The sequence below is a fragment of the Bacillus cereus group sp. N11 genome, assembly GCF_016483605.1.
Classification (GTDB): Bacteria; Bacillota; Bacilli; order Bacillales; family Bacillaceae_G; genus Bacillus_A; species Bacillus_A toyonensis.
Genome location: NZ_JAEHBN010000031.1, coordinates 1 through 25,330, shown reverse-complemented (window position 1 = coordinate 25,330; position 25,330 = coordinate 1). Strand labels below are relative to the sequence as shown.

Here is a 25,330-nt window from a genome sequence, read left to right as displayed (position 1 = left end):
TCCCCATTACTTAACCTGCACTAATAGTTGCTACAGAGGTAGCAGAGCTATTAGGCGCAGAATTATTAATTTTTTCAAGTAAATCTTTATTTCCAACCTTTTGAGCAAACTTTTTAGCTTCCTCAGATTTATTTAATTTCAAATAACTATTAACAATAATTCCTTCTCTTCTGCCATCTAGTGGAATATGGTCTTTTAATTTAATAACTTCTTCATGTCTGTCATCTAATGCTGCAATTTCAAAATGAATTAGTGGATTTTTTGTTTTGAGTTCTTTTACTTTTTTCAAATTATCTACAGCTATATAATATGAAACTACTGATTCTGCAAAATCTTGCTCTAAGTCAATAGCCTTTTGTGCTTTACCGCTTAAAAGATAAGTAAATAAAACTGCCTTTTTATCTTCTTTTCCTATTTTTTTATAATCCACTTTATCAAATTCCAAGGCAGCATCTTGATATTTTTGAACTGCAGATAACCTTAATCCATTTATTAGATTCGCGTTAACTTCTAAACTATTTACATTATTTGCAGATGCAGCCTGTGAATTCTTCAAATTGCTAAAGGCAAAACCTGCTAATATTAATAAAACAATCGATGCGATTCCTATAATAGCGTACTTATATTTTTTCATATTATTTAAAATTCCTTTTTTATCGATTACTACTTCCTCTTCTTGTTTAAATCTAGTTTCATTTGCTAGATTTCTTTTCTTATTTAAATTAATTTCATCACTTTCTGGTTCTCTTTTAACCACAACTATTTTTTGTCTCTTTTGTACTTCTTCTATTCTCTTTTCTTCCTCTAATCTTCTTTTTCTTACTTCTTCAAGTTTTTTCTCTTCTTCTTTCCGTCGTGCTTCAGCCTGTTTCCTTGCTTATTCTTACGCATTTCTACGAGCTTCCGCTTCTTCAAGTTTCCTTGCTTCTTCCTCTGCTTTCCGTCGCACTTCCACTTCTGCCTGTTTCCTTGCGTCTTCCTCTGCTTTCCGTCGTGCTTCCACTTCTGCCTGTTTCCTTGCGTCTTCCTCTGCTTTCCGTCGTGCTTCTGCTTCTGCCTGTTTCCTTGCTTTTTCTTTCGCTTTTCTACGTGCTTCTTCTATTTTAAATTCACTTTCAGAAGTGCCTGACTGTTTTTGAATTGTTGTAATCCAATCAAGAGCCGGATTATTATTTGAAACCTCATTTTTAGGTGTACATAAATTTACACTTTCTTCGCTTTGTTTCAGTGGTTGTTCTAAATGCTCTTGCTGAAATTGCTCACTTACTTGATCCTCATGGAAATCCCCATATTGTTCTTCTTCCTCTGCTAGTAATCGTTCCCGTCGTTCTTTTTCTTGTCTAATCCTTTCTTTAATTACGTTTCTTTTTCTATTATTTTGCATATAACAACAATGGCCTCCTTTCTATTGGTACCTCATAAATGAGAGTAATTAAATTATTTATCCTTCATAATTAATCATGAGATATTTCTTTAGAAAAACTAAGGAAAAAAAGATAATATTATTTTTTTAAGCATGATATATAAAAAGAAGGATAAACAGGTAGCACCCATTTATCCTTCTTTTTTATTTTACATGTATTAAGGTTATATTACATGTTATGCCCTTAATACATCACTTTGTTTCCACCTTTTAGATACAAAAAAACCTCATAGTCTCGTATTATTACAAAATTAAATAACAATTTTGTAATTCACGTTACTCGAGGGGCAAAATTTTGTGAAATAGATATTAAAAAATACAATACGCTCGTTACACTGTATATTCTGATAAATACGAATATATAATTTCACGCCATATTAAGTTCATCCATTACTTTCAACTTTTCATGTAATAGATTAAAAATTTCATCTTTATAGTCGCATTTCTTCAATCTATTAATCGCTTCATCTTTTAATTGTGATACCCTTTCAGTTGTAATCATAAGTGCTTTTGCAATTTCTTTATGCAAATGAATTTTACCATCTAGTAGACCAAAACATAGATTTAGTACCATCTTTTGCTTCGGATTTAATACTTCATCAAATATTATCCATATCTCGTAATTCAAGTCCTCCATTATCATCTCATTTGTGGAGGGAATTGCTGAATTATCATTACAGAATGAGTTCAGTATACCTATATCTTCATTTATTGTATCTATATCTAAAGTCATAGTAGTAACCCGATTATAATATACGTTGTGTCGAACTACCTTTTCTCTAGTTACATCTAACTCTTTTACTACCTCTTCAACTGTAGGGATTCTGTTGTGCATTTGTAAATATTTATCTTCGATTTCAACATATTTCACATTAAATTGATTCACATAGTTAGGGATTTTAAAAGGCCCAGATTTTTTTTTACATATAAACCCTAACATACTCTTTTTTATCCAACAGTAAGCGTATGTAGAAAAACAATAACCTAAATCAGGATCAAAATCCTCAATTGCTCGCAACATTCCCTCATTACCTTCTTGAACCAAATCATCAAATTCTATTTGTGGGTGCTTCTTTTTATATTTTCTTGCAATAGATAGTACTAGGCCTATATTTACATGGAATAAATATTCACGTAGATCCTTTTCACCATGTTTGTACCTTCGAAATAAATTTAAACTCTCTTGCTTTGACAGTACTTTATAATTCCAAATCTCCTTAACTTCAAAATTTTCATCCTCAGGTTTAACCAGCGGCCCAATACTTCTTGCAGTAGTACCTAAAGTTATAGTTCTTGTTAGTGATTCGTCTCGATTTAAACTGCTATATGATTGATTCATACATATTCCTCCTTTCTGTTTTTTAGCGAAGTGTTTCTAAAAATATTTTTGTCTCTTCTTGTAAACTGTTTATTAAATTGCAATCCTTTGCACATGTATTAGCAACTTCTTTATGTGATTTCGTCTTTTTTAACTCATTATATATATCGCATCCTTTACAGATGCTGCTGATACTTTCCATTATTTCTAACTGTTTTTTTCTTTCATATAAAAACTGTTCTTTTGATTTCTTCCTATCAACTTTTCTCCCCATTTGATTCACCTCGTATAAATGAATAGAATTTAGCAATTAAAGACTACTATTGATACTACATAGATACGAAACTTCCCCATTAGATTTATTCCAAAATTCCTCTATATATAATATATATATGATTACAAAAAATGTAAAATTAATTATTAGAAAAATCTTAAAACTTAAAGATATCTATTTCCTCATTATCTTCTTATAGTGGTGTTACATATTTTTATATAAATCTACTTTAATACTTTACTTAAATATCAAAAAGAAATTCTATTTTTTAATATTCATTCAAAACTTAATAATGCTATCCTTTCATTGACAAGTTAGTTTCCTCTTTGAACAATAGCGTTTATCTCACTTTCTCTATTGCTGGAATATAATCGTTTAACAGTAAATCATCTAGCCCCTTTCCAAGATTAATATCCCAACTTGCATAATTAACACTTATCCCTTCTTGATAAAGCGCTTGCGCACATTCTAATAACGACCACTGAACATCTGAATTTGTAATCATATCCATATCTAAAGCGAAAGTTGCCTGTTTAACTCCCATTTTTTTTAATGGTTCAATTAATATTCTCCATACTTTAACCCCAGGTATTGATACGACTGTGGTACCATACATTAATTTTTCCTCATTTGTTAGTAGCTCGTCTAAGTTTTCTGCAGCAATATCAGACTTTAGACTCCCTTCTGAAATCCATACATTATCCTTTTTTATTAATTCTCCACGTTCCCAATTTTTCAGCTCTCGACTAGGTACTGCTACATGTATTGGCAACGGGTTCCCAACTCCTGTTCCATGAAATCTCCCACCTGAGCTGATCCAAATATATTTACTTTCTAACTTTAATTGTACTTCACCTAATTTTTCACCCTCATAATTAATTTCATACCATTCTTTAACATCGACTTTACCTTTAAATATAGACTCTATCTTCCCATTGATTTTATAGGTCACCTCTATAGTATTGGGTTGCTCAATAACTTCTGCCTTAAAGCTTGATTTATGATTTTTTACAACTGTCATATATTCAGGGTCATCAATTCTACATTGAAAACCGCATATCTGATTATATATATTTCTCTGCGGTATTAATAAAGAATCTCTCCTTCCTGCACACGTGAAATATCTTCCATCCTTCGTTTCTTTTGCATAAAATCCTGGAATTCCAACAATATAGCTTGTTTTCCCTCCTACTTTTTTTATTAGCTCTTTTGTAGTATCCCAAGGTTTAATAGGAAAACTTTTGTAATTTCTAATATTTATTACTTCTCTTGTAATCCTACGTTCTGATCCTCTTAACATTTTAATATGTTCATCTCGCACGTCTAAAGATTCTAGGAATAAAGTGTAAATAATATCAAGGGTGTAATCACTTTTCTTCCTATGTTCTTTAATCATCTGATCTTGAGAAAAGTCATATCCCCTTTTTTGCTCTTCAGCTACTATATGTAAATAGCCTGCTTCCCCGAATACTGTTTCTGATGAAATTCGTCCACATATTATTTTGGTTTCAGAATCATTAACCATGCACCATCCTTGCTTACCACATATAGGGCATGTTGTTCTATAATATTCAAACCATCTCTCATTACTCCCCTTATTCATGCTTCTCACTGGTCTTAATATTCTACTTGTTGCTAACTTTTCAATTGACATCACATCTCACCTTTTCCCTTAATCAAATAAAAAAGCCCTTTGGAATACGGAGGTTAAATACCACACAAACGTGTAATTTAATCCGTAACCCGAAGGGCTTCATGTAATCACTAGAAAATAAAAAAATTTACGTTTTATAATAAAAATATACTAAAAATTATAAATTTAATCTAGAGGTTAATTATAATATTCTTTATTTAATCAAATAATCTTCTAAATATTATTAAACCCCACACTATAATTATACATGGGCATATCACTATTTAACTCCTTTTGGACCTTTTGAAGCGAGAACTTCTTCAGAATCAGATACTATTTTAGCAATCTATATTTACCAAGCTATAAGGATACCCGTTATTAACGGTTCACTAATGTTTCTCTGCTGAATTTTTTTGATACAGTATATATAACCTACTAACCAATTAATTGCACTATTAAGTGCATTCTTGTTAACCATAATCAATTCCTTGTAAACAATTATCATAACTTTACACTTTGTCTAAAATTAATTATTCCTACTTTTTAAAAATTTAGACCAAGGACTATAAAACAATCATATAATTATCAATCTCATGTTGATATCAACAGAAAACCAATACATCTTACCCATATTTGACATTGACATATCAAACGAGATTAACATGTCAACTGAATCGCACCAACCTAAATGCTAGTATCTATGAATTAACATTAACATAACGTTAACAAGCGGACGCTTATCAAAAATATTTGTGCCTATCAAAACTTCAAGATCTATATTAGTTGAGCATTAGCCTATTGCAACGGATTGTATAGAAGTATGTTAATTAATAAACTAGCATTGAAAATGTTTCAATGCTAGTAAGATACACAAAAGAAACAACACGAAACTATCAATCTCATGTTGATACCAATGGAAAGATAACTGATTTTTAATCTCTCATTTGTTATTAACATGTTAACTGAGATTAACATGTTAAGTGATTGTTTTCTCTTGTTATCAATATCATTCTGATTAATATTGACATAACATTAACAATTCGATATCAAAAAGAAGGAATGTTTATAACTTTCGAGATTTCAAAATCTATATTGACTGAAATTTTTCTTCTGCGGTAGTTTTCTTGAAGCGAATCTAGTAACGATCTATCTTAAAAAATGTTTCGACACTATCAAAACATAGTTAAAGATTTAATCGAGTAATAAATGCTGACAGCAATTCAATGATTTTTACCCTCTATTTATCATTTACATATAGTTGAAAACAGCAAATACAAAGGAATACTTTCTGTATTGTTAATCTCATATCAACAATTTGGATTTAACATTGATATAACATTAACAATTAAGTGGTTGAAATACGTATAAATACAGGTCTTGAGTCTAGAGATCTGCATTAATTATAAATTTATCTACCACAACAGTTTTCCCTTCATTTATCATTGATATATAATCTAAGATTGACATGTTAAGCATTTATTTTCTTTTGTTATTGATATTATTCTAATTGATATTGATATAACATTAACAATGAGGTGTCAAAAAAGGAGAAGTATTTATGGCTTTCGAGATTTCAAAATCTATATTGATGAAAATTTTCTTTTGTGGCGGTTTACTCGAAGCGAATCTAGTGACGATCTATCCAAGAAGATGTTTTCACACTATCAAAAAATACTTGAAATTTCATCACATTAATAAATGACGACAGCAATTCAATAGTTTTCACACCTTGTTTATCATTGACATATAGTCTAAAAGCCAAACGTAGGGAGAAATGTCATTTTAATTGTTAATGTTATATCAACAATTTACATTTAACATTAATATGACATTAACAATTAAATAACTAAAATGGTCATAGAAGCACCTTTCGGTTTTTCAATATCCGCATTAGTTAAAAATTTATCTACCACCATGTATTTCTATAAAAAAAGAAAACACCCTAAAAGAACTCTAATTGTAGCTAGAAACCAACAAGAACTCCATACAATTGATAGTTTCTTATTAGTAACACAAAAAAAATAATAGTTTTCTCTTCATTTATCATTGATATATAACCTGAGATTGACATGTTAATAGGGCTAGTTATTAATTAATGATAGCTTCATAACAACTATCACCAATACGTATTAACATGACATTAACAATTATTAATTCTAAAGTTGAGAATATACATACAAATAGAGTTTTAAGTTCTACATTTATTAAAAGGCTTTTTTCTATAGCGAAATCCACTGGATAAACCGGAGAAGATATCATTCTTGAAAGCATTTTGATAGTGGCTAAAAACAATAAATTGCTTTTTATTACTTCCGATTTAAGAGTACCAATTGTATGAATCAATTTTGATTATATAGAGATCACTTGTAAAGGGCGGTGCACTCTAGAAAAAACGAGTTTATATTAAGCCGTATTAATAGTAATTCAATAACCTATAATAACCTTCATGTGCATTCTAAAGACCTACTGAAACCAATTAACTATACAGTTCTTAGCTTTCTACTACCAAATATCTTAAATAATAATAAATATAGGCCTTTATTTATTATTAGTATTGGCTTTTCGCTTTACATTTATACATACTTTTTAGCTTTTAAGTCTTTAAGTTTAATACTATATCCTCATAATTTATTTACAAATCACTAATATTTTCTTATCATTAATATATTGTAGACTAATTTGTTAATTTCATAGCAACAATAATCATTAACAACTAACGAATTATTAACAAGATATTAACAATAGTTAGCTCCAAACCCTTTATTTATCAACTTTATGTTAACAAGTGATGCTTTACATGTTAATGATACATTTCATGTGAATGTCAATCAATAAAGGGATTCGGGTTTATATTATCGAAAAAACACTTAACATGTTAATCTCACTTTATATGTTAATTCCATTTTATTGTGGCCATTATATTTCAAGGAGGTATAACGATGATTGAACAAGATAACAAAAATACAAATGAACATATGGAGTCAAATAATACAAACTCTAGTCATGAAGATGCTTTTGAAAAAGCTTGGCGAATAACAGAGTTTTCAAAACTAGTAGGCCGACATCATAACACTGTGTACAATTGGTTCAATACCCTAGAGGAAAAGGGGTTACACGGAACATTAAGAACCAATAATACAAATGAAAAGCTATATAACACACTGGATTTAGACATAGCTTTATTTATTAAGCTAAAGAGGGATGAAAAGTGGTCGCTAGATGCAATTATTGAGCTTTTACCACATCAATTCGAACTAAGACCAGTTTCTCCAGAAAATCAAACTAGTGAAGTCTCAACCCCATTAAACATGCAGGAAGCTGCAGCGACTATTGAGAAAATAGTAGAGCAAAAGATTCAAATGCATTTACAAAACATTGAATTAGAGTATCAAGGAAAGTTTGAAGATGCTATACGTGCGGTGCTACCTGAACCAGAAGACCCTGAAATGTTAAAAGAGCGCCAAAGACAAGAAAGACTAGATAATATGATAATTCAACATAGAGCACGTACAGAGTTAAGAAAACAAGCTGAAAGAGAGTGGAGTGCACAACCAGAAGAAACTCGTATTAAAAAAGTTGGCTGGTTTAAAAAAGAGGAAGATCTTGCAAGAAAACAACTTTTTATAGAAAACTATATTGATGAGAACATGATTGAATATATGAAAAGTGTAATGAAAACAGAAAAATAAGCCTGGAAAATCCCAGGCTTATTTTTTATTTTGATCCAAACATCTTATCTGGATCCATAAATGCTGCTAATTCTTCATCATTTTGTGCTTGTGGTTCTTCATTTTTAACTGGTTCTAATTCAAAGTAATCACCAAAATTAATATTGAAATCATCATCAAAGTCTTGCGCTTCAATTGTATTAATTTGAGACTTTGTATATTGGATTTGGCTTTGTTTTTCTTTAAATTCATTATATTCTTCAACTAATCCTTTAGATAATCGTGATGGTAGTGCATCTGTCTTATAGAAAGTATACACGCTGCCCATAAAGTCATTTTTACTGACTAAATAACCATTAAAAACAGTTCCATTGATTGGTAGTTTATTTGTCACTTCTACTTTTGCATCATCCATAAATGAATCATCAATGTTCTTCTGTTCATCTAAAATTGCTAACATCCCAAAATGATGTACCTTTGATGCCTCTAAATCTCCATTTTCATTTGTCTTCATCAGGTCAATAGGGTGATGGAAGGAGCTTCCTTTCAATGATTCTGAGAACATATCTACAATTTCTTTACTGTTTTCAATTTGATTCATATTACGTGAAACCTTATTAATTACTAAACAGCCTGTTCTTTCTAGTAAAATTCGTTTAAAGTCCTGAGAATCTAGAATTACTGATGTTCCTGAACCATTTGCAGCTGTATTTAACTCATGAATAATATCTCCAATGCGTTGGTTTGCATAATCTCGTGAGTTTCCAATGCCTTTTTTCTCATTTTCGTTTAATCCCTTAAACTCATCATAGAAGTGTTGGTTATCTGCAAATACAACAAATGCAACGCCTTTCGCTGGATCATTAGCTAACTTCCAAATTTCTTGTGAAAATTTATTCACCTGTCTTAGTACATCAGGTCCATCCGCTCTAACTGGAAGTGTAACTACAATACCCATTTTAATGAAATCTTTACGCTCAATAGCATTATTGAAAGCAATTCTTGCATACTTTTGTTGATTTTTTATTAATTCTTCTCTAGGAATTTTCATTGCCATACTTTTAAGTTCTTCAGCAATTACAGGTTTATTATGAAAAGCGGAGAATTCTTCAATTGCTTGAATAATTGTAGATGTACCTGTACCACCGCCTAAACCTGCAAAAAATAGTACTAATTCATCAGTTGGTCTAACACGTTCCGTTATAAATTCTTTTAGTTTATCTTTAGCTTCTTCATTAGATTCTAAAACCTTTACAGCACGCTCAGGATTCTTACCTAAACCACCTAATTTTAGTGAAACTTGGTTACTTTTCGGCACATTTTTCAGTTCAGCTAAATCCCCATCATTACTATTCAATGCTAGGCAATTATAAACTGCTGTACCGTCTGTATGCTTATACTCAGCAAACTTATCTACCATTCTAGTTCCAGCTTGACCAAAACCAACCATAGTCATTTTCACAGCTACTTCGTTTTTCAGAAAGTTTTTTGCCATTATTTTATCTCTCCCTTATTCTCATTACTTTTTTTACGTTTCCCTAATTCAACTAATACTTGTTGTCCCCTAATAGTTGAAATTAAAAACTTATACGGATGCATAATTTTTTCTGTTATTAATGACATTGAAGCTAAAGTAGCAACACTACCTTCTGCCGATCTTCTTGAAATGTTAGTTCTTTCAAGTTCTAATGAATAGGATTTACCCTTAGGTTTCTTTACTCTCCTATCAATAACAACACTTTCTACTATTTCATTTATTGAGATTCCTCTCATATACTTTGTCTCTTGGTATTGTTTGTTTACTTGAGATCCTATGTAATGAAATACATTGTAGAGTATTTCGTCTCCTTCAATAATGTCTGCAAACATTTCCACAACTTCTTCAGTGAATTTGTTTTGTTTATATTTTTCACTTAATACCTCGTTCAAGTTGTCCCCCCCTTAAAACGTTGGTTAATTATTCCTAAAAATATATTACATCATTGTAAGACGTATATCAAGTCATTATATATAAGCCTTATATTAAGTTGTTATATACAAGACTTATATAACATTTACAAAATGTAAAATCGAAACAATGTCCTATATATCAACGTCAAATATATAAGACGTACATGAAAGTCTTTCATATAAGCAGTAAATAAAGCATGTCAATATCAGGTTTCATATAACTAACAATAACTATTAAATAATAAATATGAGTGCAGTATTTATGTATATTTTTCCCAGAATTATAATTCCAATATATAATACTCCTAAAATAACGTACTATTATCAAGGTTATTTGATTTATACGTCTTATACATAAAAACTACATATAAGACGTATGGACAAACACTTAGTATTAAAGGTTTTATATGATTTTATATTAATTTCTTGTCAATAGACTTTTACCATGAATTATTACACGTCCTATTTAAAGGACTTATATAAAAGACTTATCAATAAAACGTGTATTTAACCCTATAAAAAAAGAGTAATACTTCTTAAGTATTACTCTTTTAACTATATAGTTTTATATAAAACACTTAGTTTATTAAACAGATTTTTATGATCCTGCTTCTTTTTTAATAACTCATTTTTCTGTTGGTTGTCCACAGAAAGGAAAGGGGATGTTAATGTCATGTTATATTTCGTTATTTCTTTTATTAATTCCGTAGTTATTTCTGAGATTTGCAGAAATAACACATAAAATTGTGATTCATTTTCATTCATTTGTTTTTCTCTGAAATTAAGTTCTACAAACTTGTCAGTATAACTTGTCAATTTCATATCAATATAATCACTATAACTCACATGTAATGCCATAAAGCGATTAAACTCAGATAAACTAATTAATTTCTTTGTTAAACATAGATGTACTAAATAAATCTTGTATACAGCTTTAAATGAAATAATATATTTAGTTTCTTTTTTTATTAATTGGATGTATTCACCGTATCTGTTAATTAAATACCTTAATTTATTAGGTTTTAGTCTCAATATTCTACTAACTTGTGAAGTATTGTAGATTTTATAAGGATCTAGAGCAGCAAACTGTAATGGAATTATCTCATATTCGTTATTTAATGTGTTAGTTACCTTGTTATAAAAAAAGTCTGTTTCAAATTCACTTTGTATAATCTTTTTTATTAACCCATATTCTGTGTTCCAATTCCGCATTTTTTCACCCCTTAAATCAGATTGTAACATGCAAAATACGAAATATACAAAATTTTCATTTACTTTATTATAATTATTTACTTATTTCTTTTATGATGTGATTTTTCCTCCTAATAAACAGTTACATCCAAAAAATTTTAATATTCATTTCAATATTGAATTTCATCCATTCAAAAATATATTCACTCTGTATTTTGAGGACTCTACACAGATATGACGTAATACATATGACGAACTCTATTTTTATTTTTTAGCTTCGTCACATGTCTTTTTATTTATGTCGAAGGATATATGACGAACTCTAATAGTAAATAGATCCTTATTACATTTGATTTTTATAAGACATACATGAAGATGTATTACGTGTTTTTAAATCCAGAGTCTTGATGGATAACGAGTTGTTTTTTTGTAAATTTCAGTTAAAATATTTTTAAAACATTTTTATGTTCTCAAATGTTTTATTTACCCAATCAGTCTAGGTTGGCTTTTGGATAGTTGCAATCGATTTTATGCAAGTTTCCGTATTTTATTTCCATATCAGGGGAGTGTTTAAAATTGAAAAAATCATTTAATCATGCAGTTAAATATATCGTCGGAGAAAATGATCGTGGAGTTTATTTTAATCGTTCTGATATTTTTACAGTTTTATTTTTATATGAACAGCGAACAGTATCTCAAATTCAATTACGTAAATTTTATGAATTGATAAGTGGGGGGCCTATAAGTCGAACTACTTTTTCATCAAAGTTAACTAAATGGGCAAAAATGAAATTACTAAAAAAGGAAAATATAAGCGTGAGAAAAAAGCGAGGCTTCACACTAGATTTCGTTTCTATCTCTTTGAAAGGAGCTGAAATATTATATAGATTAAAATTACTTTCTGATTGTAGCACCTCATTTGTTACTAAAAGGCAATATGAACACAATATAGCAATCACGCAATTTGTCTTAAATTTACTAAAAGCAGAATCAAACAATGAACATGCCGGCGCAATTGTAGGCGGTAATGGAGATTATCTCTTTCCACTAAGCCAAATTGTAAAGCAAAACTTACAGTTGCCCCACCTGATGTATTCCGATTCAAAAGATGTCTACTTTTTATATGAAGATGAAGAATACCGTGAAGTGTTTCAGCCAGAACTTCAACCCGTTTCTTTCCTACCAGATCTGCCTCAACTTGTATATTCATTTCGTCCATCTAAAGAATTTTATCCTGACTCAAAGGGAAACCCATTACTAATTCCTGATTGGGTTATTACTTGTAACAATTCTATTATCAATATCGAAGTTGATACAGGATCGGAAAACATTCCGTTTTTAGAAAATAAATTAAAAAAATATCTCGATATCGCTGCTGCTAACCCATCTAAGCAATATTACGTGTTATTTTCTATTATTGATGACTCCTACCATACCATTTCTACTTACAAAAAACGGATCACACGTGTTACCAATTTAAAAAAAGCTTTTGGTAATATTCCACGTTTAAGTGTGTTAAACAACCTCAATGTTTACGTATGCAATATGGGTAGTTCTGCACTTGTAGTAAATAATATTCTTCAAGAAATTCGCGAAACTAATAGTTTAAGCAAAAGTCACCTAATTAAAAAAATCACTGAACGTTTAAGCATAAATTCTTCTTTCCCTTATTCGGTAGAGTGGATATCTAATAAAAATGAAATGCAAGCGAAAGGGGTTCAGCATTCTAAACTACTTGAGCTAACAGATGACATTCTGGTATTACGAAAAAAAACATCTGATGAAGAAAAAAAATCTTTAGATTACTTAGAAATAGTTTGTATATTAACAATACTTAAGGTAGGGGAGGTTAACACACACTTTAAATTACAACAATTATCAGGATTGTTGGCCATGCAAAATCAACACCGAACACTAAACCCAATTAAAATATTGGGGATATATGAAGCGGACGAATTAGAGCATGGGCAGCAGGCCATTTTTACTGATTTGTATCACAATTCCATAGCACCAGAGAATATATTATTGGCTACTTCTGCTGAATTGCTTAATTTCACCGCTGCTTTTTATTCTTTAAAAGAGAGGGTGAAACAAGAATTTGGAGAACGCAGTTCAAAAGAATGCTGAACTTAATAATACACCAGGTAATGGGGAGGATCCAAAAGCCGGGAGGAGCAAGAAAAATTCCTATACAGTTACAATCGATATTACAAAAAGCTGGAAATATCGTTTAGTAGCTCGCTCATCTTACTATGTTGTGACTTTACTATTGCTGCTAGCTTGGTATTTTGCTTTCAGGGGAATATATAAATATGCTTCTTTCTGGTCAATACAAATGGGCGTTCCATTACCTACCTTAAGTATCTTCGGTAATCCGTTCGAAACTAATTATTACATTGAAACCTTTTTTAGCTTTTGGATTTTAATCTATACTTGGCAGCTTTCAACCAAGGTTAAGACTTATCAGGAGATAAAACGTAGATGGCTTATTTTCTCGATGATGTTAATTGGTATAGTTGCCCAGTACTTATGGGCGTTTAGTGTTCCATTAGCTAAAATATTTATTCCATTCTTAAATTCGAAAGCTGGAGAAGTTTCACTAAATGACAAAGGATTAGAGGATACTATACTTTCAAATTTTAGTAATATCATGCACCTTGTATTTGCTATACCTGTAATTATTATTATTCTCGTACTCTTATGGCTCTTTAAGATTTTTTATGAACATAAAAAAGAGCTTTTAGATGAATTTGGAAAATGGGAATACGTATTTAAAATACCTGGTTGGATGCTTTCCTTTTTGAATGATGATCGTCAACGAAAACTTGCTACTTCATTACACAAATTTTTCACTGAAAAAAATCCATTAAAATTGCCAGAACCCGATATCTTTCTTGGTCCTAACAGTGCTACACGGGAAATGGCAGTTATTCAGGGCAAGTCTTTAACACTTAACATAATGATCATCGGTAATATTGGTACAGGTAAATCAGCTGCACTAGGTTTGCCAATTGCCAATCAAATTCTTGACTATATGGCTTCAATGATTAATAACTTTAAAACCCTATATGCAAGAAAAGATTATCATTCAGAGGATGTAAAAGGAACGCAGATAAATGGTCTTACAGTTATCGAGCCATCTAACGACTTCTGCGAAAAGGTATATCAATTGGTATTGGCACACAAGATTCCCGAAAGTGTTATTTTCTATTTAGATCCAACAAATCCTGATACCCCTTCAATAAATTTTGTACGTGGTCCAGTTGATAAAGTTGCTGAGATGTTATGTTCAGTATTAACGGGGCTCTCTGATAATGGCGCAGGAAATCCTTTCTTTGTTCAATCTGAGCGTTCGCATCTTAAACAACATATTTACTTGTTAAAACTCCATGATTCAAAATTTGAAGCTAGATTTGAACATTTAATTGATTTGTATAATGATGCTAATCTCGTTTTTGAGATGCATCTCAAGTTAAAAGAGCGCCTTCCAAATGATATTGAATCTATACCTGATAGAGATGAACGAAATCATTGGCGCATAATGAAGCAAGTTGATGAATGGTTTGATTTAAATTATGTACCTGAAATTTCTGGCGGGCGTGGGGGAGGGGAAGTTGTTTATCATACTGAAGGGAAATACTATGGGCAGCCAAAGATTATTGATAAACAAGAAACCTTCGTTCGTGGTTTACGAAACACATTAAATGATATTTCAGCTCAACCTCTGCTCCGTCGTGTATTATGTGGTCCATCAGATTTTGACTTTGAAAAGCATTTGGAATTTGGAGGTATCCTTTTAATCAATACAGCGAAAGGGGAACTTTCTGACCTATCTGATGTATTCGGTAAATTATGTTTATATGCAGTGCAAAATGCTGTTTTCCGTCGTAAACCTAACGTATCTCCATACCATCCTGTTTTAGTGGATGAGTTTGCAGATTACATTTATAAAGCATTTAAAAGTTTTCCTGCTCAATCACGTAAATATAAAGCTCCTTTAATTGTTATTGCGCAAACAATTAGCCAATTAGCAATTGAACATGGCCCAAGATTCATGGATATCCTGTTAGGTACATTTCGTAATAAACTTGTTTATGGTGATGTCACTAATGAAGATGCTAAATTGTTTAGTAAGCTTATGGGTACGAAAACAATTTATGAAGCACGTGAAGGTGATCAAGAAATTGATATGGTAACAGCTGAAACGAAAACTCAAAGTACACGTAGAACATCCTACTCTTATTCGAAAACAGAGGTACCCATTCTTTCTGAAAATGATATATTGATTCAAAAAGCATTCCAGTGTGCTGCTAAAATTGTAAAAGATAATGCTCCTCAAGGAGGAATACAAGTAAATGCAAACTTTGTTCCTGCCACTGAGTTTAAAACAGCTAAGATTCAAGTTGATGCAGAAGCAGCTGCTTATTGGCTAAAAGTACGTGAAGAGTCATTGAATACGGAAATTAAATATGATGATTATGTTACAGATACAGATGTTGATAGTGAAGATACTGTAATTGAGGAATTGAGTACACCTAAAACAGTGCCTACTGCAATAGAAGGTTGGTTACAAACGTTAAATCCTGATACTTACGATTTTTATAATAATGAAGATGATACTGACAATGAAGGTGATTTAACAAATAATCAGTCTGTGCAAGATTACTCAAGAAATTCTGCTCCTAAGCTAAAAAAGAAGGACGCTACAGCATCAATTGCTACTTCTACTTCAACAGAACCCGCAAAAATTAATGAAGTAATCAATGTTCAAAAAGAAAATGTACCAGACACAAGTAAACATAGAGAACCTATTGAAATTAACAAAAAAGCATCAGTTATTACTGAAACCCCAATAGAAGTGCCAAGGGCAAAGCATACACCACAATATAGAGAGCCTGCTTACACATCGACTGTAACTCATAATCAGCAAGAACAGGAAATTCAACGAACTGCAGAAATCAATGGTAAAAATACAACATCTAACTTAACAATGCAATGGTTACAGCAACAAATGGCTGCAACTGTTTCTCAAGATGTTGAAAATACATTACCTTTAGATGAAATGGACGGAGGCTCTCGTCTTCACAATCGTAAAATAGCAGAAGTAACTCCAGAAAGTGCAGCAATTAAAGATAAACTCCGTCAATATATCGAAGGTGACATTGATCATGATTGATAAGCTATGCATATAACGAATATTTCTACCAGTAAGAAGGGGTGGGCTGTAAACTCATACCTTCTTATTTTTTAAGATGCATATTTCCGAAAAAAAGACTTTTTATGAAACAAAACCAGAATTGTGGCCTTACAGCAAAACTTGATTAGAATCCTGTGTTAATGTGCAGGATTTTTTCCTATTAAGCAATCGGTCCAGATTACGGAATAACTCCTTACTGAATAAGATTTTAAAGAAGAAAATTAAAACTCAGTAAGGAGGGGTTTCTTAATCTCGCATTGCCCCAGCTTCCCGGGAAGTCATTGCTCCTTGTCCTGCTCTTACATCATTTTGAATTTCTTGTTTTACTTTTTGCGCATCAGTTTCTGCAAAATTTGGTTTCATAATAGAACCAGACTTCTCTATAGCTTTTTTATGATTTTGCATACAAATCCTCCTCAATTTAACGTTTAACACTCTTATTTTGTACAAAAGTACACTCGGTATACCCCGAGTAGTTGAACGAATCTCACGTAAAGTAAAGGAGGGAAATTAAATACGTGGTTTCTGTTTTTAGGAATAGCAAATAGAAATTATTCCAATGTCAAGTGCGATTATGGAGCCATACATATAGAAAATGAAAAAACTAAAAAGAAGCAGGTACCTCTGTAAAGGTATCTGCTTCTTTTTACATAGATTCTATAATCATTTGTCTTTCATACCACTTGTTAAGTTTTTCATTAACACTTTTTGAAATGCGTTTCATTTTTTTATTACAAAATCTTGAGAGTGTAGCAGGGGATAGACCTATTTCATCTGCTATCTCACGCATTGTTTTATTTTGATGCATATGCTGATGCATAATTTTCTCTCGAACCATATCCTCTGATCCTACAGTAGGTTGTTTTACTGTATCTACAATATAACGCTCCTCTTGCTTCTCTTGTGTATCTATTGATTTTTTCTTCACCATACTATCTATATTATTCATCAATTCTTTTGGAGGTAAAATAATGATTCCCAACTTTTCAAAGTAATTCTTAAACCAATTACGTTCTCCTATCTTTGTTTCATCCAATTCCTCTGCATACGCCCAATGTGAAATTACATTTTCTTTTTCTAAATCATTTAAAACATTTTCTAGTTGTTCACGAATTCGAGTTGGGCGCCCCTTTGTAGTTGTAATACCCATTACAGATAGTAAACCTTTTTCTCCACCAATGGAGTATGGTCTTTTTAAAGTACTGTATTGTTGACGGATTCGCCACTGCCAGGATAAATAACGTATTAAACGTTTATGAAACTTGTGTCTATAGCTATTATACTCTAATGCTTTTTTCGATAATAAAGCAGTTGTGCTATTAGATCCATACAAATAGCCCGATAAAAAACTACCTGGTTTAATCTTACAGGATTCTATCCCCATATATTCATTAGTATTCTTATCTCTCCATAACACTACAGAGTCCAGTACGAATAGCCTTTTGATTACTTCACGTTTTACTTCAAATTTTTCCCCAGTTTCAGCTTGATCGTTCAATACTACAACTTCATTATCATCATTCAAATAAATAAAGATGCTTGCTAACGCTGCAATACGTTGCGCTACTTTTATCTTATCTTCTGCACGATAATACTCTACACCGTTTGCTGATGCTTTTGGCATATTACATAATTCCAACACATTTTCATAACTAAAATCTATGAATTCATCTGGAGATTTAGCTTGATTTAACCATTGTATTGTAATGGTATCCAAACAGTCTGCTGTAAGATCATCCATATTACTAATTACTCCATCAACCAATATAGACCATCTTTCTGCTTCGTTTGTATTCACTAATCTCAAATCCTCATCCTTATGTGAAGATAGTTGTGCAACTCCGCTTGAATTTTTTGTTTCTAATGGCAGTACCGGTTTTGCTACTGCTTCATCTTCCTCAAAATGATTTTTTGCTATTCCATCACGTAATTGATAGTACATTGCGTCATTGGTTACAGGATAGTAATCATCCGATATATCTTCTATATGTTCTGTTACCTGACTATCTTCAAAAATTGAAATTTGAGTTGGTTCAACTGCTTCAACTTTTTCTCCGAATTCTTGTTCAATGATCTTATCTAGTACATTTTGAATTTCAATTTTATATTTATTCAGATTGGCATAAATGTTTAACAACGATATTCCTTGCTCTTGTTTCTGACCTAACCAAGAAACAAGTGTCGAAAAGGAAGGGGACATATTAGCTGATGTTACTAATTTATCGTGATTCCCTTGTACTTCTTTATAATATTTATTCCATTTGGCCCATAACTGCTTGTTTTCTTCATAAATTGGAGCAGCAAGTAGGAGGGCATCACTAAACAATGCTAACACTTTCTCCATATTTAAATACCTCCTAACAATGTTAATTACAAATATAATTTGAATCTTAAAAATGTGAAACGTCATAGCTATATGATGGCTATATAACCTTTAAGTTGAAATGTTGTCTGAATAATCTACATAATCGTTGTTTTTTTACACGTTTTACTGTGAATCATTTAAATTCTCTTTACTTGTCTTTAATTATATAAAACTGCTTCTATTTGTAAAATCATTACTTTACAATACAATTTCAATTTTTGAAAGTTTTTAATGCTCAAATTCAGTTACTGTTACATTTTTAACATCTATATTTTTGGTTCAACAAGTTGTAAACCCGGGTGGTAAATATGTTGATATAAGTCCTTGGATATCGTATTCTTCAGTTTTCCATTCCCTAAATCTTCTTCATCAACAATAATAGTTTTTGGGGCGACTCGATTTATTAGCTTAATAATTATGGAGCTTTCCTCTAAAAGAACCAAAGTAAACAATAAAAGCGCTTGCATAATTAAAAATCCGAGTTATAATACTTGTATACAAGTATACTTGATTAACATGAGGTGAATTTATGGCGAAATCAATGGAATTTCTTTATCCTGAAAAATGGCTTTCAAAAGCTTCTACAGGTGATCGTGTTGCGAGCGAACTGAGAATGCGCATTATTGCAGGTGAAATTGAAAGCGGTACCATCCTATCGGAAAATAAATTAGCTGCCGATTTTTCTGTAAGTCGGTCACCCGTCCGTGAAGCATTAAAAGTACTAGCTTCTGAAAATATTATTCGCTTAGAAAGAATGGGTGCAGTTGTCATTGGTTTAACCGAGAAAGAAATCGAAGAAATATATGATGTTCGTTTACTTATAGAAACGTTTATCTTTGAGCGACTTGTAAAGATGGACACAAATGATTTAGTAAGAGAACTAAATAAAATAATGGAAATGATGAAAATCGCCATTAAATATCATGATTCCGATGAATTTTCTTATCAAGATCTCTTATTCCATGAAACGATTATTCGAACCATTGAGCATTCCTACATCCTGATGATTTGGAATAATTTAAAGCCTGTTATGGAAAGCTTAATCCTTTTATCAATGCGTACTCGTTTCAAGGAAAAGTACGAAGACTTTGAACGGATTATAAAAAATCATGAGCTTTATATAAAAGCAATCGAATCAAAAGATCGAGCCCTCATGATTAAGGCCTTACATCAAAATTTTGATGATGTTCAAGGGAAAGTTGAAGATTTCTGGATGTCACAACAAATGTTATCTAAAGGAGTAGAGCAAGGACATGAGTAGCTATATGTTAGGTATAGATATCGGTACAACAAGTACGAAAGCAGTTTTATTTACTGAAAAAGGCGAAGTCATCCAAACCGAGAATATTGGTTATCCACTTCGCACACCGGATATATCCACAGCGGAACAAGATCCAGAAGAGATTTTCCAAGCTGTTTTACAAGCGATATCAAATATAACGAAACAGCATTCAGATAAAAAACCATCGTTTATTTCATTTAGCAGTGCTATGCATAGTGTCATTGCTATGGATGAAAATGATCATCCGCTGACACCTTGTATCACTTGGGCAGATAATCGTAGTGAGGCATGGGCACATAAAATCAAAGATGAACTGAATGGCCATGAAGTTTATAGACGAACAGGAACACCTATTCACCCCATGTCACCATTAAGCAAAATTACATGGATTGTGAATGATCATCCGGAAATTGCTATTAGAACGAAAAAATATATTGGAATCAAAGAATATATCTTCAAACAATTCTTTAATCAATATGTTGTTGATCATTCCATCGCCTCGTGCATGGGTATGATGAACTTAAAAACACTAGATTGGGATGAGGAAGCTTTAAAAATTGCTGGTATAACACCAGCTCAATTATCTGAACTTGTACCAACCACCCAAATATTTAGCAACTGCAATCCAGATTTAGCCCAAAAGATTGGTATCGATTCACAAACACCGTTTGTCATTGGTGCCAGTGATGGGGTGCTTTCTAATCTAGGTGTGAATGCAATTCGAAAAGGTGAGATTGCCGTCACAATTGGGACAAGTGGTGCTATTCGGACCATCATTGACAAGCCACAAACAGATAAAAAAGGAAGAATATTTTGTTATGCCTTAACTGAAAAGCATTGGGTAATTGGTGGACCGGTAAACAATGGCGGAATGGTCCTTCGTTGGATTCGTGATGAACTTGCTTCATCAGAAGTAGAGACTGCGAAAAGACTAGGAATTGATCCATACGATGTATTAACTAAAATAGCTGAACGCGTGAGACCTGGTGCAGACGGATTATTATTCCATCCATACCTCGCAGGTGAACGTGCACCATTATGGAATCCAGATGTACGTGGCTCCTTCTTCGGTTTAACGATGTCACATAAGAAGGAACATATGATTCGTGCTGCTTTAGAAGGCGTTATATATAATTTATACACTGTATTCTTAGCGTTAACCGAATGCATGGATAGTCCTGTAACCCGTATTCAAGCAACAGGCGGCTTCGCAAGGTCTGCCGTTTGGCGACAGATGATGTCCGATATTTTCGCATCTGAAGTCGTTGTTCCAAAGAGCTACGAAAGCTCTTGTCTAGGTGCATGTATATTAGGTCTCTATGCCACAGGAAAAATTGATTCTTTTGAAATCGTTTCCGAAATGGTTGGCAATACCTACAAACATACACCGAAAGAAGAAGCAACAAAAGAATACAGACAATTACTGCCGATATTTATTAATCTATCAAGGGCGCTAGAAGATGATTATACACGAATTGCAAATTATCAAAGAAATTTAATAAAGTAAAACTTTCATCAGTAATCCCCACGCCTCGCTTCTATCTAAATCTCGAGGTGGGGGGCCTTACTGCCCACGAATAGCGGGATAAATACAAATACAGCTAAGATTAGGGGGGGAACTACGATGCCATTAGTCATTGTAGCAATTGGGATTTTAGCATTACTTTTACTGATTATGCGCTTTAAATTAAATACCTTTATTTCATTAATCATTGTATCGGTCGGGGTTGCTTTAGCACTTGGAATGCCACCAGAAAAGATTTTTAAAACCATTGAAGCGGGATTAGGCGGAACACTTGGTCATTTAGCACTCGTTTTTGGACTTGGTGCGATGTTAGGTAAGTTGCTTTCAGATTCTGGGGGCGCACAACGCATTGCCATGACCCTTGTGAAAAAATTTGGTAAAAAGAACATTCAATGGGCTGTTGTGACTGCCTCATTTATTATCGGTATTGCATTATTTTTTGAAGTAGGATTAGTATTATTAATCCCGATTGTATTTGCGATTTCAAGAGAATTAAAAGTTTCTATCCTATATCTCGGTATTTCGATGGCAGCAGCTTTATCTGTAACACACGGATTTTTACCGCCACACCCAGGGCCAACTGCTATCGCTGGTGAATTGCATGCAAACATCGGTGAAGTATTACTTTACGGTTTTATGATAGCGGTTCCAACGGTTGTGTTAGCTGGGCCTGTATTTACTAAACTTGCAAAAAAACTAGTACCTGATGCGTTCACAAAAACCGGTAATATCAAATCTTTAGGTGAACAGAAAGTATTTAAACTTGAAGAAACTCCTGGCTTTGGAATCAGTGTTTTTACCGCTTTACTACCTGTTCTTTTAATGGCAGTTGCTACAATTATTACTTTGCTGCAAAAAACAATGGGATTCAAAGATAATAGTTTACTAGCAACGATTGAGTTTATTGGGAATGCGGATACTGCCATGTTGATATCCTTACTAGTTGCGATCTATACAATGGGATTGGCAAGAAATATTCCAATCAAAAACGTGATGGAATCTTGTACAACAGCGATCTCGAATATTGGGATGATGCTCTTAATTATTGGTGGAGGCGGCGCTTTCAAACAAGTATTAATTGATGGCGGCGTTGGTAACTATGTAGCCGAATTATTCAAAGGAACTTCATTATCACCGATCTTGCTCGCATGGATTATCGCTGCCATCTTACGTATTTCATTGGGGTCTGCTACGGTTGCTGCATTAACAACTGTCGGTTTAGTGATCCCGATGTTAGGTCAATCTGATGTTAACCTTGCTTTAGTTGTCCTTGCAACAGGGGCTGGTAGTTTAATTGCTTCACACGTGAACGATGCTGGTTTCTGGATGTTTAAAGAGTACTTTGGTTTAAGCATGAAAGAAACATTTGCAACATGGACTTTACTTGAGACTATCGTTTCTGTAGCCGGATTAGGATTTACTTTATTATTAAGTTTATTTGTATAGATCTTTCTAAACAATAAAAGGGATACGGAAGCTGTTTAATTTGATTTTCCGTAATTAACCAGTTATTTTTCATGATTGATTAATAAGGATGAAAATCTCTCTTTATTTTTTAACTTGATAGTGATGTGCCGTGTCCCTATAACCTTTCGCAAGAATACTGGCGGAGCCTATTGAAATGAAAAAGATTGATTATTTGATTAAAGTGTTATTTTAGGTATATATACTATAATACAGAGTAACATACATGGAAAGGAACGATGGAATATGGCAAAGTTACAAATTGGAGTTGTTGGTGTGGGCGTTATGGGAAAAAGCCTCGCACTTAACTTTGAGAGCAAAGGGTATTCTGTGGCCCTATATGATATTTCAAAGGAAAAAGTTGATGAAATCATTGAGGAAAACCGTGGTAAAAACTTAGTTGGTACTCATATAATTGAAGAGTTTGTTAACTCACTTGAATCACCTAGAAAGATTTTATTAATGGTGAATGCAGGGGAAATTACAGATAAGGCGATTGATTCTCTAGTTCCTCACCTCGATAACGGTGATATTTTAATTGACGGTGGTAATACATACTTTGTCGATACAATTCGCCGAAACAAACGTCTTGCCGAAGAAGGAATCAATTTCATCGGGGCAGGTGTGTCAGGTGGCGAAGAGGGTGCATTGAAGGGACCATCTATTATGCCAGGCGGACAGAAGGATGCATACGAAAAAGTAAAAGATATGCTTGAAAACATCTCCGCAAAAGTGAATAACGAGCCTTGCTGTTCTTATATCGGACCTAATGGGGCAGGCCACTATGTAAAGATGGTTCACAACGGTATTGAGTATGGAGATATGCAATTAATTTGTGAAGCATATTTCTTCTTGAAACAAACACTTGATTTGACTGCAGAAGAGTTCCATGAAATATTTGCTGAATGGAATAAAGGTGAACTGAACAGCTATCTAATTGAGATTACAGCCGATATCTTCAAGAAGAAAGATGAAGAAACTGGTAAGCCATTAGTGGATGTTATTCTTGATACTGCAGGACAAAAGGGTACAGGGAAATGGACAAGCCAAAGCGCACTTGATTTAGGTATCTCTCTGCCGATTATCACGGAATCTGTATTTGCACGTTGCATTTCTGCTTTAAAAGAAGAGCGTGTGAACGCAAGCAAAGTTTTATCTGGCCCTAAAGATAAAACAGCAATTGAAGTTGAAAAAGCTGAATTAATTGAAGCAGTGCGCCAAGCTTTATATATGAGTAAAATTTGTTCTTATGCACAAGGATTCACGCAATTGAAGGCAGCTTCTGAGGAATATGATTGGAACCTTGATTTTGGAAGCATTTCTATGCTTTGGAGAGGCGGATGTATTATCCGTGCTGCCTTTTTACAGAACATTAAAGAGGCTTATGAAACAAACACTGAACTACCGAACCTTTTACTTGATCCATACTTTAAAGAAATTGTAGAGTCATATCAAGGTGGATTACGCCAAATTATCTCAATGGCGGTACAACAGGGCATTCCGATACCTGCATTTTCAGCAGCAATTTCTTATTATGACAGCTATCGTACTGCCAAACTACCTGCCAACTTGTTACAAGCGCAGCGCGATTATTTTGGAGCGCATACGTATAAACGAGTAGATAAAGAAGGTACATTCCATACAAAATGGATATAAAATAAGAAATGGACTAAGATTAAATTCTTAGTCCATTTTTCATCCCACAATTCGCAGGCTATAAGACTCCCACTGATGGAAGTTCACTTTAAACGAATGACCGAATCAAAATGCGTTTATTTTTCCCATTTAGATGAAAAACTACATAGCCTTATCGGGGCTATAAACTCTTATTTGAAACTAAATAGCCTTATCATGGCTATAAACTCTTATTTGAAACTATATTGCTTTATCGGGGCTATAAACTCTTATTTGAAACTATATAGCCTTATCATGGCTATAAACTCTTATTTGAAACTATATAGCCTTATCATGGCTATAAACTCTTATTTGAAACTATATAGCCTTATCATGGCTATAAACTCTTATTTGAAACTATATAGC

15 protein-coding genes and 1 pseudogene are annotated in these 25,330 nt (G+C 32.6%); 7 read left to right on the top strand and 9 right to left on the bottom strand.

The annotated features are described in order from the left end of the window. Positions 1-10: 10 nt before the first annotated feature. The 4 genes and pseudogenes from JDS98_RS28610 to JDS98_RS28595 all read right to left on the bottom strand — a co-directional run bounded on the left by JDS98_RS28610 (position 11) and on the right by JDS98_RS28595 (position 4,669). Positions 11-1,384, bottom strand: a pseudogene (locus JDS98_RS28610) (cell envelope integrity protein TolA). A gap of 406 nt (positions 1,385-1,790) precedes the next feature. Then, positions 1,791-2,762, bottom strand: a complete 972-nt coding sequence (locus tag JDS98_RS28605; RefSeq protein ID WP_098911864.1) for a sigma-70 family RNA polymerase sigma factor — start codon at positions 2,760-2,762, stop codon at positions 1,791-1,793. Positions 2,763-2,784: 22 nt separating this feature from the next. Further along, on the bottom strand, positions 2,785-3,015 hold the full coding sequence (locus JDS98_RS28600) for a hypothetical protein (RefSeq protein WP_098157561.1): 231 nt from the start codon (positions 3,013-3,015) through the stop codon (positions 2,785-2,787). A 340-nt stretch (positions 3,016-3,355) separates the two neighbouring features. Next, on the bottom strand, positions 3,356-4,669 hold the full coding sequence (locus tag JDS98_RS28595; RefSeq protein WP_098911865.1) for a DUF3854 domain-containing protein: 1,314 nt from the start codon (positions 4,667-4,669) through the stop codon (positions 3,356-3,358). Between the two features lie 2,918 nt (positions 4,670-7,587). Here JDS98_RS28595 and JDS98_RS28590 point away from each other — a divergent pair. Continuing rightward, entirely contained in the window at positions 7,588-8,337 is a 750-nt protein-coding gene (locus JDS98_RS28590) for a terminase gpP N-terminus-related DNA-binding protein (RefSeq protein ID WP_000572413.1), read from the top strand. A 25-nt stretch (positions 8,338-8,362) separates the two neighbouring features. Here the strand turns inward: JDS98_RS28590 and JDS98_RS28585 are convergent, their stop codons facing one another. The 3 genes from JDS98_RS28585 to JDS98_RS28575 all read right to left on the bottom strand — a co-directional run bounded on the left by JDS98_RS28585 (position 8,363) and on the right by JDS98_RS28575 (position 11,508). Next, complete coding sequence (locus JDS98_RS28585) at positions 8,363-9,811, bottom strand: FtsZ/tubulin family protein (RefSeq protein ID WP_001097026.1); 1,449 nt, start codon at positions 9,809-9,811, stop codon at positions 8,363-8,365. Next, the gene (locus tag JDS98_RS28580) at positions 9,811-10,245 is read right to left on the bottom strand and encodes a hypothetical protein (RefSeq protein WP_001006721.1); all 435 of its coding nucleotides are present in this window, start codon (positions 10,243-10,245) and stop codon (positions 9,811-9,813) included. The genes JDS98_RS28585 and JDS98_RS28580 overlap by 1 nt, the downstream gene beginning before the upstream one ends. Before the next feature lie 576 nt (positions 10,246-10,821). After that, on the bottom strand, positions 10,822-11,508 hold the full coding sequence (locus JDS98_RS28575; RefSeq protein WP_098157558.1) for a hypothetical protein: 687 nt from the start codon (positions 11,506-11,508) through the stop codon (positions 10,822-10,824). Positions 11,509-12,033: 525 nt separating this feature from the next. Between JDS98_RS28575 and JDS98_RS28570 the strand changes: the two genes are divergently transcribed. Both JDS98_RS28570 and JDS98_RS28565 read left to right on the top strand, forming a co-directional pair. Continuing rightward, on the top strand, positions 12,034-13,584 hold the full coding sequence (locus tag JDS98_RS28570; protein ID WP_098911868.1) for a replication-relaxation family protein: 1,551 nt from the start codon (positions 12,034-12,036) through the stop codon (positions 13,582-13,584). Next, complete coding sequence (locus JDS98_RS28565; protein ID WP_199634583.1) at positions 13,556-16,633, top strand: type IV secretory system conjugative DNA transfer family protein; 3,078 nt, start codon at positions 13,556-13,558, stop codon at positions 16,631-16,633. Before JDS98_RS28570 ends, JDS98_RS28565 begins: the two co-directional genes overlap by 29 nt. 267 nt (positions 16,634-16,900) lie before the next feature. On the opposite strand, the gene JDS98_RS28560 is transcribed toward JDS98_RS28565, so the two are convergent. Continuing rightward, entirely contained in the window at positions 16,901-17,059 is a 159-nt protein-coding gene (locus tag JDS98_RS28560) for a hypothetical protein (protein ID WP_001179369.1), read from the bottom strand. Positions 17,060-17,300: 241 nt separating this feature from the next. Next, complete coding sequence (locus JDS98_RS28555; protein ID WP_053446372.1) at positions 17,301-18,998, bottom strand: helix-turn-helix domain-containing protein; 1,698 nt, start codon at positions 18,996-18,998, stop codon at positions 17,301-17,303. 550 nt (positions 18,999-19,548) lie between these two features. On the opposite strand from JDS98_RS28555, the gene gntR reads away from it, so the two are divergent. The 4 genes from gntR (at position 19,549) to gndA (ending at position 24,946) form a co-directional block, all read left to right on the top strand. Then, a complete protein-coding gene (gene gntR / locus JDS98_RS28550; RefSeq protein WP_001130026.1) occupies positions 19,549-20,280 on the top strand; it encodes a gluconate operon transcriptional repressor GntR in 732 nt (243 codons plus the stop codon). Then, the gene (gntK, locus tag JDS98_RS28545) at positions 20,273-21,808 is read left to right on the top strand and encodes a gluconokinase (RefSeq protein ID WP_199634582.1); all 1,536 of its coding nucleotides are present in this window, start codon (positions 20,273-20,275) and stop codon (positions 21,806-21,808) included. Before gntR ends, gntK begins: the two co-directional genes overlap by 8 nt. 117 nt (positions 21,809-21,925) lie before the next feature. Continuing rightward, a complete protein-coding gene (gntP, locus tag JDS98_RS28540) occupies positions 21,926-23,272 on the top strand; it encodes a gluconate permease GntP (RefSeq protein WP_098000910.1) in 1,347 nt (448 codons plus the stop codon). A 264-nt stretch (positions 23,273-23,536) separates the two neighbouring features. Then, a complete protein-coding gene (gene gndA, locus JDS98_RS28535) occupies positions 23,537-24,946 on the top strand; it encodes an NADP-dependent phosphogluconate dehydrogenase (protein WP_199634581.1) in 1,410 nt (469 codons plus the stop codon). The last annotated feature ends 384 nt before the right edge of the window (positions 24,947-25,330 follow it).

What these genes read in the sequence shown, in the direction of transcription:
- JDS98_RS28600 (WP_098157561.1), bottom strand. Translation starts at nt 3,015, where the DNA reads ATGGGGAGAAAAGTTGATAGGAAGAAATCAAAAGAACAGTTTTTATAT.
- JDS98_RS28585 (WP_001097026.1), bottom strand. Translation starts at nt 9,811, where the DNA reads ATGGCAAAAAACTTTCTGAAAAACGAAGTAGCTGTGAAAATGACTATG.
- JDS98_RS28575 (WP_098157558.1), bottom strand. Translation starts at nt 11,508, where the DNA reads ATGTTACAATCTGATTTAAGGGGTGAAAAAATGCGGAATTGGAACACA.
- gntK (WP_199634582.1), top strand. Translation starts at nt 20,273, where the DNA reads ATGAGTAGCTATATGTTAGGTATAGATATCGGTACAACAAGTACGAAA.
- JDS98_RS28560 (WP_001179369.1), bottom strand. Translation starts at nt 17,059, where the DNA reads ATGCAAAATCATAAAAAAGCTATAGAGAAGTCTGGTTCTATTATGAAA.
- gndA (WP_199634581.1), top strand. Translation starts at nt 23,537, where the DNA reads ATGGCAAAGTTACAAATTGGAGTTGTTGGTGTGGGCGTTATGGGAAAA.
- JDS98_RS28590 (WP_000572413.1), top strand. Translation starts at nt 7,588, where the DNA reads ATGATTGAACAAGATAACAAAAATACAAATGAACATATGGAGTCAAAT.
- JDS98_RS28595 (WP_098911865.1), bottom strand. Translation starts at nt 4,669, where the DNA reads ATGTCAATTGAAAAGTTAGCAACAAGTAGAATATTAAGACCAGTGAGA.
- JDS98_RS28555 (WP_053446372.1), bottom strand. Translation starts at nt 18,998, where the DNA reads ATGGAGAAAGTGTTAGCATTGTTTAGTGATGCCCTCCTACTTGCTGCT.
- gntR (WP_001130026.1), top strand. Translation starts at nt 19,549, where the DNA reads ATGGCGAAATCAATGGAATTTCTTTATCCTGAAAAATGGCTTTCAAAA.
- JDS98_RS28605 (WP_098911864.1), bottom strand. Translation starts at nt 2,762, where the DNA reads ATGAATCAATCATATAGCAGTTTAAATCGAGACGAATCACTAACAAGA.
- gntP (WP_098000910.1), top strand. Translation starts at nt 21,926, where the DNA reads ATGCCATTAGTCATTGTAGCAATTGGGATTTTAGCATTACTTTTACTG.